Origin of the sequence: Paenibacillus lycopersici, assembly GCF_010119935.1 — a bacterium.
Lineage (GTDB): Bacteria > Bacillota > Bacilli > Paenibacillales > Paenibacillaceae > Paenibacillus_Z > Paenibacillus_Z lycopersici.
This window is the reverse complement of the sequence record NZ_CP048209.1, coordinates 3,800,040-3,812,751: the sequence shown is the minus strand read 5'-3', so window position 1 is coordinate 3,812,751 and position 12,712 is coordinate 3,800,040. Positions and strand designations below refer to the sequence as shown.

At 57.3% G+C, this 12,712-nt stretch carries 11 protein-coding genes, 1 tRNA gene and 1 riboswitch; of the genes, 7 read left to right on the top strand and 5 right to left on the bottom strand.

Annotation, left to right across the window (positions count from 1 at the left end; all coding sequences use genetic code 11):
* Positions 1-191: 191 nt before the first annotated feature.
* Positions 192-1,085 (bottom strand): AraC family transcriptional regulator, encoded by an 894-nt coding sequence (locus GXP70_RS16760; protein ID WP_162357885.1) that lies wholly within the window; start codon positions 1,083-1,085, stop codon positions 192-194.
* A gap of 75 nt (positions 1,086-1,160) precedes the next feature.
* Positions 1,161-2,093 (bottom strand): DMT family transporter, encoded by a 933-nt coding sequence (locus GXP70_RS16755; RefSeq protein WP_162357884.1) that lies wholly within the window; start codon positions 2,091-2,093, stop codon positions 1,161-1,163.
* 219 nt (positions 2,094-2,312) lie between these two features.
* On the opposite strand from GXP70_RS16755, the gene GXP70_RS16750 reads away from it, so the two are divergent.
* From GXP70_RS16750 to GXP70_RS16740, 3 genes are all read left to right on the top strand, one after another.
* Positions 2,313-2,389, top strand: a tRNA-Asp gene (locus GXP70_RS16750).
* A gap of 74 nt (positions 2,390-2,463) precedes the next feature.
* Entirely contained in the window at positions 2,464-3,423 is a 960-nt protein-coding gene (gene gluQRS, locus GXP70_RS16745) for a tRNA glutamyl-Q(34) synthetase GluQRS (RefSeq protein ID WP_162357883.1), read from the top strand.
* Between the two features lie 189 nt (positions 3,424-3,612).
* Complete coding sequence (locus GXP70_RS16740; RefSeq protein ID WP_162357882.1) at positions 3,613-4,092, top strand: GAF domain-containing protein; 480 nt, start codon at positions 3,613-3,615, stop codon at positions 4,090-4,092.
* Between the two features lie 172 nt (positions 4,093-4,264).
* Here the strand turns inward: GXP70_RS16740 and GXP70_RS16735 are convergent, their stop codons facing one another.
* Together GXP70_RS16735 and GXP70_RS16730 are read right to left on the bottom strand one after the other, a co-directional pair.
* The gene (locus GXP70_RS16735) at positions 4,265-4,621 is read right to left on the bottom strand and encodes a hypothetical protein (protein WP_162357881.1); all 357 of its coding nucleotides are present in this window, start codon (positions 4,619-4,621) and stop codon (positions 4,265-4,267) included.
* 997 nt (positions 4,622-5,618) lie between these two features.
* A complete protein-coding gene (locus GXP70_RS16730) occupies positions 5,619-6,446 on the bottom strand; it encodes an AraC family transcriptional regulator (RefSeq protein ID WP_225442871.1) in 828 nt (275 codons plus the stop codon).
* A 144-nt stretch (positions 6,447-6,590) separates the two neighbouring features.
* On the opposite strand from GXP70_RS16730, the gene GXP70_RS16725 reads away from it, so the two are divergent.
* From GXP70_RS16725 to GXP70_RS16710, 4 genes are all read left to right on the top strand, one after another.
* Complete coding sequence (locus GXP70_RS16725) at positions 6,591-7,433, top strand: phytanoyl-CoA dioxygenase family protein (RefSeq protein ID WP_162357879.1); 843 nt, start codon at positions 6,591-6,593, stop codon at positions 7,431-7,433.
* Positions 7,434-7,621: 188 nt separating this feature from the next.
* A riboswitch (Lysine riboswitch) is annotated at positions 7,622-7,810 on the top strand.
* Between the two features lie 166 nt (positions 7,811-7,976).
* Positions 7,977-9,368: an amino acid permease gene (locus GXP70_RS16720; protein WP_162360519.1), complete on the top strand. Its 1,392-nt coding sequence runs from the start codon at positions 7,977-7,979 to the stop codon at positions 9,366-9,368.
* 746 nt (positions 9,369-10,114) lie between these two features.
* Positions 10,115-10,570: an NUDIX domain-containing protein gene (locus GXP70_RS16715; protein ID WP_162357878.1), complete on the top strand. Its 456-nt coding sequence runs from the start codon at positions 10,115-10,117 to the stop codon at positions 10,568-10,570.
* Positions 10,571-10,643: 73 nt separating this feature from the next.
* Positions 10,644-11,426 carry an alpha/beta hydrolase gene (locus tag GXP70_RS16710; RefSeq protein ID WP_162357877.1) on the top strand — a complete coding sequence of 261 codons (783 nt, stop codon included), beginning with the start codon at positions 10,644-10,646 and terminating at the stop codon, positions 11,424-11,426.
* 168 nt (positions 11,427-11,594) lie between these two features.
* Here GXP70_RS16710 and GXP70_RS16705 read toward each other — a convergent pair whose 3' ends face one another.
* Positions 11,595-12,638 carry an SIS domain-containing protein gene (locus tag GXP70_RS16705; RefSeq protein ID WP_162357876.1) on the bottom strand — a complete coding sequence of 348 codons (1,044 nt, stop codon included), beginning with the start codon at positions 12,636-12,638 and terminating at the stop codon, positions 11,595-11,597.
* Positions 12,639-12,712 lie beyond the last annotated feature (74 nt).

The following is a 12,712-nucleotide window of genomic DNA, read 5'->3' as shown; positions in this document are numbered from 1 at the left end:
TGTTGGGAGTATTGATGGGAGTATTGGTAGGATGCTGCAGTGGATTATTCATTGCTGACCTTCCTTCCGCCGTATATTCGCTTCCATTATAGAAGCGAGGCCGGCAAAAGTAAGCAGTCCGAATGCAGGAATCGGTATCCAATATAGCGAAAGGCGGGTCAAGCGGCGAGCTCTGCCGTTTTCGCCGCCAGCTAATCTTTCATCGGCCACTGGTTCCGGTGGTCGGTCACGCAGAGCGCGGAGCAGAAGCCGGTCAGGCTCATGCCGGTTTTCTTCTTGAACATTTTGCCGAAGGCGTGAACATCGTTATAACCGACCTGCTCGGCGATTTCGCCATAGGAGAGCGCCGTCTGAAGCGCCAATTCCTTGGCTTTGGAGATGCGCGCCCAGATCAGGAACTGCATCGGCGTCGTGCCGAACGCTCTCCGGAATTCCGCGATCAGGTAGTTCCACGTCAGCCCGGTCAGCCGCTCCAGCTCGGGCACGTCGAGCGGTTGATCGAGCCGGCGCTCGATATGGTTCTTGACCTGCATCAGCCGCGCCACGTTGCTGCGCTGGCCGGTTGCGCCGGCTGCGGCATTGCCGGCAGGGCGGGCGACGCGGGCCAGGATGGCGAGCAGCAGCGATTGGCATGCAAGCCGATTCTCCACGCCCGGAAGCCGGTATTTGGCGACAAGCTCGGCGAATTGATGCTCGACGGCGCGGCCGTTGAAGCGGCCGAGCATATGCAGGCCCGCGAACGCATCCTCCAGCGGGAACGGCATATCCGCGAAGTGAAACACGACGGTAATCGATAGGAAAGGACGTCCCGGCAGCGCCCGCAAGCCATGCGTTTCATACGGCCGATAGAAGAACACGTCTCCTTTGGCGACCTGATGCGCGCTGCCTTCAATGGCGAATTCGCCTTTGCCGTCGATGACGTAGTTGAGCGCGTACTGTTTCAGTGTCCGGTTCGAGAAGCCCCAGTCATCGGGGGCATGGAAAATATGCGCAAGCGAAATATAAGGCGGGAAGCGAAAATCCCGCAGCGCGTCCAGCGTTTCCTGCGGGTGAAGCGCGGCGAGATCGGGTTCGATGGCGCTCATAACGGATCGCTTCCTTTCGACGGCTTGGATATAGATCCATTATACAAGGGCAATCGTAATTAAGGACACCTGCTTTTATCGATTGGCGGCAGATCCGACCGGAGCGGCAGGATTGGCGGTATCCCGCGAGCGAAGCAGCTTCGGCTTCGTATTCACGATGACGATGCTGGCGACAATGAGCAGCAAGCCGGCGACGAGCTTGAGCGTGATGGTCTCGCCCATGAACGCGACGCTGAACAGAATGGCGATGAGCGGGATAAGGAAGGTGAAAGAACCGACCTTGCTCGCTTCGCCGGAACCGACGAGCTTGAAGTAGACGAGCCAGCCGAGGGCGATGACGAAGACCGAGATGAACAGCAGGTTCGATACGAACGACAGGTTCCAATCGATTGCCGACCATTGCTCGTACGCCGATCCCGACAACAGCAGGGCGACGCCTCCGATCGTTATTTGCAGCGCGACCACCCAGACCGTGTCCGTCCGGGCCGCGTTCTTCTTCATATATATCGTCCCGAGCGCCCAGCTGATCGCGCTGCCGATCGCAAGCAGGACCCCTGCGAGCGAGAATTCGCCGGATCCTCCGCTGACGCTGATGACGCCGACGCCGAGGAAGCCGAGCAGGAGGCCGATGATTTTCAGGCCGTACATGAGCTCCCCGAGCCACAGCCAGGAGAAGATGCCGAGCAGGACGGGCTGCAGGAAGACGATGGAAGAGAACAAACCGGCCGGCAGATACTTCAGACCGACGGTTTGCAGCCCGTAGTAGAGGATGATATTGAGCACGGACGAGATCAGGTAGATGGGCCAGTTGTCCCGCAGCCGGATGCGTTTGTAAGTGGGGAGGGCGATCGCGATGAGGATGATTCCGCCGATCAGCGTCCGCAAGCCCGCGAACAGAAGCGGCGGGGCGAACTGCAGCGCGGACTTGGATAACGGCCAATTGACGCCCCAGACGACGACGAGAAAAGCAAGGTAAAGGATGGTTCGCTGACGCGAAAGCTGCTGCATGTTCGTTCAACTCCTAATTTTATCTGTACCCACCATGTTACTCCGCCGGTTCGAATTAATATAATGAATAAAACTTATCGGATCGATAACATTATTGTTATAAGTCGTACATGCCCCATAGGTCGCCTGAGGCCGAGCCGCCCAAATTGTCGTTTATTTCATAAAATAGATTGCGCGCGGGCAAGCCGGCATGGTATGATTCTGCTTGTCTTATGACGCGGAGCCGTGGTGTAGAGGCCTAACATGCCTGCCTGTCACGCAGGAGACCGCGGGTTCGAATCCCGTCGGCTCCGCCATTCCATATGAATGTTGCTTGAGCAGGAGCTTGATTCCTGCTCATTTTTGCATAGGAAGGGGATCGCTGCCCGCGATGAGAGGACGTTTCGCCCCGACGCCGTCGGGGCTCATGCATATCGGCAACGCCAGAACCGCGCTGCTTGCCTGGCTGCAGGCGCGCAGCGCGGGCGGAGCGTTCGTGATGCGGATGGAAGACGTCGATCTGACGCGCTCGAGGACCGAGCTGGCGGAGCAGGCGCTTGCCGATCTGCGCTGGCTGGGACTGGACTGGGACGAGGGACCGGATGTCGGCGGAGCCTATGCGCCGTACACGCAGAGCGAACGCATCGGCATGTACGAAGAAGCGCTCGCCGCATTGGAACGCTCCGGCAGGCTTTATGAATGCTATTGCAGCCGAGCCGAGCTTGCCGCCGTCGCCAGCGCGCCGCACGGACTCGGCAGCGAGGGGCCGGCCTATCCCGGCACTTGCCGCTTGCTTACGCCGCAGCAGCGGGCGGAGCGCCGATCGCTCAAGATGCCTTCGCTTCGGTTCGCCGTCGACGCGGCCGAATCCGTCCGCTTCGACGATCTCGCAGCCGGGCCGCAGACGTTCCCGCCGGCGGCAGGCGGGGATTTCGTCGTGAAACGCGCGGACGGGATGATCAGCTACCAGCTCGCCGTCGTCGTCGACGATGCCGCGATGGGCATAACCGACGTGCTGCGCGGCGAAGACTTGCTTGATTCCACGCCTCGCCAGCTGCAGCTCTACGAGGCGCTCGGCTGGGCGCCGCCGCGATTCGCGCATGTGCCGCTGATGTACGGCAGCGACGGCAAACGGCTGGCCAAGCGGCATGGCGCGCTGTCGCTCGCGGCGCTTCGCGGCTCCGGTATCGCCCCCGAGAAGGTCGTCGGCTGGCTGGCCGCCGTATCGGGGCTGATCGGCAAGTTCGAGCCTGTCCGCGCAAGCGAGCTGGCCGGGCATTTTCGCATTGATCGGGTGACGAAGGAAGATATCCTCATTACGGATGATTTGCTGAACCGGCTTGTCGAATGAGATTGTTGCGAATATGCGATCGCCGCATAGCGATGATGTACCGCGAAATTAACAATGTAGCACCATGAATGGATCGTTAGCATGTTGGCTGACCGCCTTCATGCACCACTCCACCGCGCGCGAGCGCTGCGCACGGTGCAAAAAAGATTCGACACCACGACTATCATCGGATAAAGGAGCTGCATGCTTATGTTTCATCAAGCACATTACCAAGGCACGCGCGAGCAGAACTACGAGCTCGTCGTTCAACAATTGAAGGCGCTGCTGGACGGCGAATCGGACCGCATCGCCAACCTGTCGAACGCCTCGGCGCTGCTGAATCAATTTCTCGATCGGATCAATTGGGTCGGCTTTTATCTGTATAAAGACGGCGAGCTTGTGCTCGGTCCGTTCCAAGGTCTGCCTGCGTGCGTGCGCATTCCGCTGTCCCGCGGCGTATGCGGCAAGTCCGCAAGCGACCGGGCGACCGTACGCGTGCCGAACGTGCATGCGTTCCCGGGGCATATCGCCTGCGATGCCGCCTCGCGGTCGGAGATCGTCATTCCGCTGCTGGTAGACGGAGAACTGCTTGGCGTGCTCGACATCGACAGCCCCGAGCTCGACCGCTTCGACGAAGTCGACCAGCGCGGCTTGGAGGCATTCGTCGCCGAGCTCTGCGCAGCGTTATAAGATGGAAGCCTCGTTTCGGCTAGCTTCAATTGGCTGGCGTTCGGAAACGAGGAAGAATGAAATGGATTTCGCGGAATATGGCGGCACGCGGCACGGAGCTACGAATTCCTTCCTGTGGGAAGGAATTCTGGTGATTTCGCAGTAGCCTTGTACAGAACCTTACACACCTGCCTCAGCGCGTCAAACCCACAATAATGTCGGTAAAGTTGTTGTTCGGGCGATTTTTCCCGCCACGGATCGGCAAATGTCGGTAAAGTTGCTGTTCGAGCAACTTTTCCAGCCTCTGATCGGTGATAATGCCGATAAAGTTGCTGTTCGAGCAACTTTTCCAGCCACGGACCGGTAAAAATGCCGATAAAGTTGCTGTTCGAGCAACTTTTCCAGCCATGGACCGGCAAAATGCCGGAAAAGTTGCTGTTCGAGCAACTTTTCCAGCCACGGACCGGTAAAAATGCCGATAAAGTTGCTGTTCGAGCAACTTTTCCAGCCATGGACCGGCAAAATGCCGGAAAAGTTGCTGTTCGAGCAACTTTCCCTCCTCGTACCAGTAGCTTTGCAAAGAGCCTGGTGATTTCGCGGTGTGAAGCTATGAATTCCTGCCTTTGGGAAGGATTTTGCCGCTTTGCTCCACGTGAGGCTGCGAATTCCTACCTCTGGGAAAAGTTTCGCGGCTTTTCACGACCGTCTTCGGCGGGCAAAGCTGCCCGAATGACAACTTTATCGACACTTATGCAGGTCTTCGGCGGGCAAAGCTGCCCGTATGACAACTTTAACGACACTTATGCAGGTCTGCAGCGGATAAAGTTGTCCGAATGGCAACTTTATCGACACTTATGCAGGTCTGCGGCGGATAAAGCTGCCCGAACGGCAACTTTACCGGCATTTTTGCAAGTCTTAGGCGGGATAAGTTGCCCGAATGGCAACTTTTGCTATATCTGCAGTAGCTGTGTGAGGATCTTGGCAAGTCTCTGAAGTTTCGCGGCGCGGAGCTGAGAATTCCTGCCTATAGGAAGGAATTCTCGGGATTTCGCGCCGAGTAGCTACGAATTCCTTCCTTCGGGAAGGAATTTCTGGTGATTTAGAAGCATTGAGCTTCAAATTCCTTCCCATAGGGAGGAATTCAGGTGAGTTCGCGGGTGTGGAGCTATGAATTCCTGCCTCTGGGAAAGAAATCATGGAGACTGACGATGCAGAGCTGTGAATTTCTCAGTAGCCTTGCTAAGAGTCTCACACACCTGCCGTTGCTATTCAGGCAACTTTACCCGTCCCAGACCGGTATAAAGGCCGATAAAATTGCTATTCCGGCAATCTATCTCGTGGAAGGAACTCGAAGGAATTCTCGAAAGCCTGGGAGCCGATCGCAAAGTCAATTCCCGACCTCTCAAGCCTCACGTTATGTTGTCATCGCATGGAAACCAAGGACCTCGCTTGCCACTTTGCAGTGGATTGCGAGGTCCTTTCGCATCTCCATTGGGAAGCTCCTTCATCGTGTGTGCATACGGGCCAGCCGCTTCGGTATGGATGCGTCATGCGTCATCCCCCTCGCTCTGAGGCTGCTTCAACCGCTGCCGGTAATCCCGGGGCGACGCGCCGTACCGCTGCTTGAACAGCTTGGAGAAATGAAATTCATCGTAGAACTGGAGCGACGCGGCGATTTCTTTGATCGACAGGCTTGTCGTCTCCAGCGATGCTTTCGCCGAAGACAGCTTGAGCTCCTGCATGTAGCGATTCGGCGACATGCCGGTCCGATCGCGGAAACGGGCGTAGAAGACCGTGCGCGACAGGCCGCTTTGCCGGACAAATGCATCGATCGGTACCGGACGGCCGATATGCTGGTGCATGTAATACAAGATGTCGTCCAGCTCGGGGTGGCGGCTCTGTCCGTATGCGGCTTGCTCCCGGGCCAGTAACAGCAGCAGCTCTTGGGCGCATAGATGAACCGAGATCCCGTAACCGACGGGGCGGACGATCAGGCTGTCGATCAATCGTTCGCACAAGCGGATCGCTTCGGGCATGTTGGCGGTGGTCACCGGTTTGCCGGTCGGCATCTCGAGCTGATGCGGCATGTCCAGCGGATCGAAGTGGAGGAAATAGAATTTCCAATCGCCGTCCAGGCACTGATAAACGCATGGCACGCCATTCGGGACGATTATATAGGTACCCGCATGCAGGTCGCTGCTCGCATCCGCAAGCTTGAGAACCCCTTTGCCCTCGTAAGTAACGAAGATGCCCGGCCATTCGAACCCTTGTGCATTCGTAACCTGATAGCTATCGTTAGCTTGCACTTTCCAAATCGACCGGAACCGGAAGGCCGGAATCGCGAATCCATCGTCAAGCAAGTATGGGATATTCATGTAAGCCAATTCTTTTGCCGCCTCCTCCGTCCAATCAGGTTAGTATGATTATACATGTTTCAGTGAAATCGTTCCATGTCGGAACGAAGCGACAGCGTTTACAATGAAACCATAAGACGATGGATCACGAAGGAGAGAGCGCTGATGTTACTGAAAGTAGGCAATCGCGAGCTGGAGCTTGGCGGACCGCATCTGGATGAATTAAGGGATTCGAACGATATTATGCATGATTTCGACGCGCTGCGGGCCCGAATGCGGGAGGACGGTTATTTGCTGCTGCGCGGGCTCCACGACCGCGACGAAGTGCTGGCCGCCAGACAGGCCGTATTGAAGAAGATGGATAAAATGGGCAAGCTCGATCGCGACACGCTGCTGGAAGAAGGCATTATGGCGGACGGCAGCAAAACCTTGTTCCTGGGCGGCACGAACGAAGACTTGCCGGAATTGTTGAACGTGCTGAACGGCGAGCGGATCATGCGCTTCTTCGATCGGTTTCTGGGCGAACAGTCGCTGACGTATCATTACAAGTGGCTTCGGGCCGTCGGCAAAGGCGATTATACCGGCGCGCATTACGATATCGTCTACATGGGCCGCGGAACGAAGAATCTCTATACGGTCTGGTCGCCGATCGGGGATGTCGACTACGCGAAGGGCGGATTGGCGTTGTGCCTCGGCTCGCACCGCTTCGAAGAGCTGAAGCAGTCATACGGGTCCAAAGATTCCGACCGCGACGGAATCGGCCATTATACGGACGATCCGCTCGTCATTACGAATAAATTCGGCGGCAAATGGGCGACGACGGAATTCAAAGCAGGCGACGTGCTCATTTTCGGCATGTACCTGATGCATTGCTCGCTCGAGAACACGACGAACCACTACCGGATCAGCGTCGATACGCGGTATCAGTCCTCGCTGGAGCAAGTCGACGAGCGGTGGAGCGGCAAGAAACCGCGCGGCCACTTCCAAGACGCCGCCGCGCCGAACTGATCTATCGCGTAAGGATTCATCCAGGCGCAGTACCCATCATACGAGCGAATTGAGGGACAGCGGACGACGCTGTCCTTCTTCTCGTTGGCGGCGGGGGTGGTGTTAGAAAATGCCATTGCTTTTCACCCGGCGAGCCGATATGATTGGATACTGTTGTTGCAATTGAATACGCGAACCCTCATCGTGTCGGATGAGGTAGAGGTCGCGATGTTGAAGAGTACGTCGGAGGAAGTCCAGCAGAGACTGTCGATTCCGATGGAAAGGCGCCATCGCCGAAGCCGCACGGTTTGCTGACCGCGCCGGCTGGGGTCGTTCCCGATAAGGGGCGGAACTGTCATGCTGTTGATCGAAGAACAGTATGTTGTGCTATCTTGATCGGATAAATGGGGGAGTAGAAGCTGCCTTGCTTATTGCTGAAGAAGGCGGTTTTTTTGTGTTTTTCGGGCAATATTTCAACAAGAATCCGCAGAGAATAGCAAAGGGGTCGTACAGAACGTGAAAGACAACACGAATAAGCTGCGCAGAGGTTTGAAGTCCCGGCATATGACGATGATTTCGCTTGGCGGCTCGATCGGGACGGGCTTGTTCCTCGCGAGCGGCAGTGCGATTCATGACGCCGGGCCGGGGGGCGCGCTGCTTGGCTATTTCATTATCGGCATCATGGTATATTTCCTGGTTACGAGCTTGGGCGAAATGGCTACCTATATGCCGGTCTCCGGCACATTCAGCACGTATGCGACGAAATTCGTGGATCCGTCCTTGGGCTTCGCGCTCGGATGGAACTATTGGTATAACTGGGCGATTACGATCGCGGCCGAATTGTCGGCGGCGACGCTCATCATCAGGTTCTGGCTGCCGGACAGCCCGTCGTTCCTATGGAGCGCACTGTTCCTCGCCTTGATGGTCGGTCTGAACTTGTTGTCCGTCAAAGGCTACGGCGAGTCGGAATATTGGTTTGCCATGATCAAAATCATTACGGTTATCGTGTTCATCGGCATCGGCTTGCTGATGATCGTCGGCATCTGGAAAGGCGGCGCGGTCGGCTTCAGCAATTTCACCGCCGGCGATGCGCCGATCTCGGGCGGGTGGCTGGCCGTCCTCGGCGTCTGCATGGCGGCCGGCTTCTCGTTCCAGGGTACGGAGCTCGTCGGCATTGCGGCCGGCGAATCCGAGAATCCGCGCCGGAACGTGCCGCGCGCGATCCGCAGCGTCTTCTGGCGGATTCTGCTGTTCTACATCTTGGCGATCTTCGTCGTCGGCATGCTCATTCCGTTCACGACGGATACGTTGGCAAGCGACAGCGTTGCCGCCAGCCCGTTCACGATTGTTTTCGAGAAAGCCGGTCTCAGCGTTGCCGCCTCCGTCATGAACGCGGTCATCTTGAGCTCGGTGCTGTCCGCGGGCAACTCCGGCATGTACGCTTCGACCCGGATGCTATGGGTGCTCGCGAAGGAAGGCAAAGCGCCGCGGCTGTTCGCGAAGCTTAACAAGCGCGGCATTCCGGTCAACGCGCTGCTTGCGACCGCGGCGCTCGGCATGCTGGCTTTCCTGGCCTCCTTCTTCGGCGACGGGCAAGTGTACATCTGGCTGCTCAACGCTTCGGGCATGTCCGGATTCATCGCATGGCTCGGCATCGCGATCAGCCATTACCGGTTCCGCCAAGCGTACGTCGCCCAGGGCCGCCATCCGCAAGATCTTCCATACCGTTCCCGCTGGTTCCCGATCGGTCCGATTCTGGCCTTCGTCATGTGCATGGTCGTCATTATCGGTCAGAGCGTGAGCGCCTTCTCCGACGGTCAAGCGGATTGGATGCTGCTCGTCGCTTCTTACGTCGGCATTCCGCTGTTCCTGGCGGTGTGGCTCGGCTACAAGTGGAAATACAAGACGAAGCTGCTCAAGCTGGAAGAATGCCGGTTGGAGCCTTCGACCGACTAGTGCTTCAGGCGGCGCAAGGAAGATGGCATGGAGACATGCGCAAGGAATGAGAGCAATGGCTGACGGTCCTTGCTTAGGATGACAAAGTCTGGCTTGGGTACGCCCCGCACTGAAATGCCAAGCAATTGGGATTTTACTGCGGGGCGTTTGAACGCTAACGAAAGTCCGAGAAGGAAATAGGCTGCCACATAGGTGACCATCAGCCACCAGGTAATACGTATGATGATAGAGATCGAACGTTTGCCGCTGCTTCGGTCGAGTACGAAGCGAAGCTTCAAATTGCCCCGACCGGACAACCTTCATAGGTCGTGCGGACGGAGAACCCGTTATTAGTATCGAAATCGGCGTTTTGAGCTGGCAATCGGCCCCAAAAGCCGATTGAAAAGACCGGTTTTGGCAGCTTTGCCGCATGAACGCCGCCCGACGGCGCTCTGCGGGACGCCGCCGGAACTGCCCGTGAATTGCGGTTCAAGCTGCCCGCACTGCCAAGAGTTGATTCGTTTTTTCTTCCAAAGCGCCTTCTATAAGGCGAAAGGCTATCTGTCTTTGCTCGTTTGCTTGGGCGAAGTTTGTTGCGTTCGTGAATAAGGGCTTGCAGATGCCGGAAATCGTAAAAGTCAGACTAGGTATGATCCGTCTTCGTGTGGTAATATTTAGAAGACCAGCGGAAAGAACCTGTTACCCTTCCGCCGCCTTCCGCCGAATCCATGACGACGGAGAACGGGCATTTGAGCAAGGAGGACCCCATGAATCCGGAAGCAGGGCATGTCCAGAAAGCGGTCGGGTTTATCATGCGTTCCAGCGAATCCGGCCAGCATCAGCTACTCGGTTATTTGAGCGATCCTGGCGTGCCGTACCGATTCGTCGGCGGCAAGGTCGAGGCGGGGGAAGAGCCGGAGGCGGCTTTGTTGCGCGAAATTAGAGAAGAATCCGGGTTGACGGGCCTGACGATCGTCCGTAAGCTGGGCGTACAGAACTACTATAAACCATACATCGCCGCTTACGTGGTAAGACATGATTACCTGCTTGTGCCGACGATGAAATTGCCGGAGCGGTGGGAACATGTCGTTACCGGCAGCGGCGGAGACGATGGGGCCGTGTTCAGGTTTGAATGGCTGAACAGCGGCGAGCATGATCGGATTGATCCGGAGTTTCGCGATTTGGTGCGTGATGCGTACATACCGGAGCTGTTCAACGTTTGACGGAACCGGTTGGCGAGAAGCTGAAGCTCATTGATGGCAGCGCTAACTTATGGCGTGCCTGGGGAGGGGAACTATGCGAGAGATCCATTTCGATTTTCCTGCCAAAGAACGGGTCTATAAAGTCATTGGAGAACGGAAACTGAAGCTGTTCATCTTCGATTCCGGCGAGACGGCGAGCGGCCGAACGGCTGTATTGTTTTTCAACGGTGGGAGTTTCAAGAAAGGACCTTTGACGCCGGCTCAGTTCCAGCATCAGGCGCAGTATTTCTCATCGCAGGGCGTCGTTGCGGTGTGCGTCGATTATCGGAACGGACATGATGAGGGCTTCACCCCGATTCAAGCGATCTGCGACGCGAAATCCGCGATTGCCTGGGTACGTCGCCATGCGGAGGAGCTTGGGGTCAATCCCGAACGCATCGTAATGTGCGGCGCGTCTGCCGGCGGTTATACTGCGGTTTCCGCGCTGATGTTCGACGATATCAACGACGATCAAGCGGTGGATTATCATCCGAATGCGCTGATCGTGCTGGCTGCCGGCATGGACGGCGTGGATATTATGGGGCGGCTGTTTCCTGAGATGCAAGATCTGGCGCTTCGATTATCGCCGATACATCATTGCAAGCAATGCCTTCCGCCGACATTATGGATGTGCGGGACGTCCGACGAGCTATATCCTCAGAATAAACGATTCACCGCGCTCATGCAGGAGGAAGGCAACGACATCGCTTTCATTACCTATGAAGGCATGGGGCACGGATTCTTTAACTACGGATGGCATGACAATAAGCCTTATAACGAAACGACCTTGAGGATGGAAGCGTTTTTAGGCGGGATCGGGTTTATGCAGCCGGACTGATATCGAATTCGATCTACCATAAACATCAATACGAGAATCGCATCTGGGAATAAGGGAGACCTATCGTGCTCGTAAAGATCATCGGATAAGCCAACAGCGGCAATTTCGGACCGAACGCCTCGTCCAAGACTGCCGCTGTTCTGCATGCGCTGCTGTAGTGATGTGCGGCTATAGCTTCACCCATGCCGTCAACCCTTCCGGTTCATCCGGATTGATGCCCATCCGTTCGGCGCGGCCCAGCGCGACGATCTGCGGGATGAAGAGGAACGGGATGCCTTGGACAGGCAGCGACAGCTCCGATTCCGTCTGAATGACGAGCTCGGCATCATCCGGCGACAGGTTCGCGGACGCATCGCCGAAGGCGATCACTTTCGCGCCGCGGCTGCGAATGTCCTGCAGCAGCTTGCGCTGCTGCTCGGGCTGCCGGCTCGTAAGATGGGCGATGACGAGCGTATCCGGGCCTACGGTCACCATCGGACCGTGGCGGACATCCAGCACGTGGAACGCGTGGGCTTGCGCCTTGGCGATCTCGGTCAAGGCAATCGCGCCTTCCGCGGCGAGGCCGTGCACTTCGCCGTCGGCCAGGAGCACGACGTTCGTCCAGTCGAAATCGCCGGCTTCCCGGATTTGGGCTTCGACTCGGTTCATGTAAGCCTCGCCTTGCGCGATGACGAGGGCGAGCTGGTCGATGACGGTCTCATCTTCGCCGATGAAGGCCGCGAGCATGAGGTTCGCCGCGTACAGATTCGCGACTGTGCGCGTCTGGCAGACGCTGCGGTCGAACGCCCAGGGCAGCGTCAACGTCAAATCCGCCATGGCCGAAACCGGGGAGTCGGGCACGCAGACGACGGCCAGGACCGGAACGGGCGCCCGCTGCTTCGCAAGCCGGATCGCCTCGACGATTTCGCTCGTGGCGCCGGAACGGGAAGGAGCGATCAGCACCGCATCCGCCAGCAGGGGGACGTAGCCGTCCGCGTTCAGCATAAGATCGCCGCCGGCGAGCGCAATCGCGCGGCGCTTCGCGCGCAGGCGCATCGAGAAGGCGCCCGATTCGCTGATGGCATAGCTGGACCCGCAGCCGACGAAGGCGACGGAGCTGCCGGCATGCGCGCGGAAGAAATCGGCAATCTGGCTGCGCTGCGATAACAGATAATCGAACGTTTGCTTCAGTGCGGTATATTGCGCCTTGATTTCCTCGTACGTCAAGCTCATGATTCATCCTCCTTATTATGGCGGTTCCGCTGGTTCTGCCCTTATCATAGACGGTATACGTGATGACGGCAATC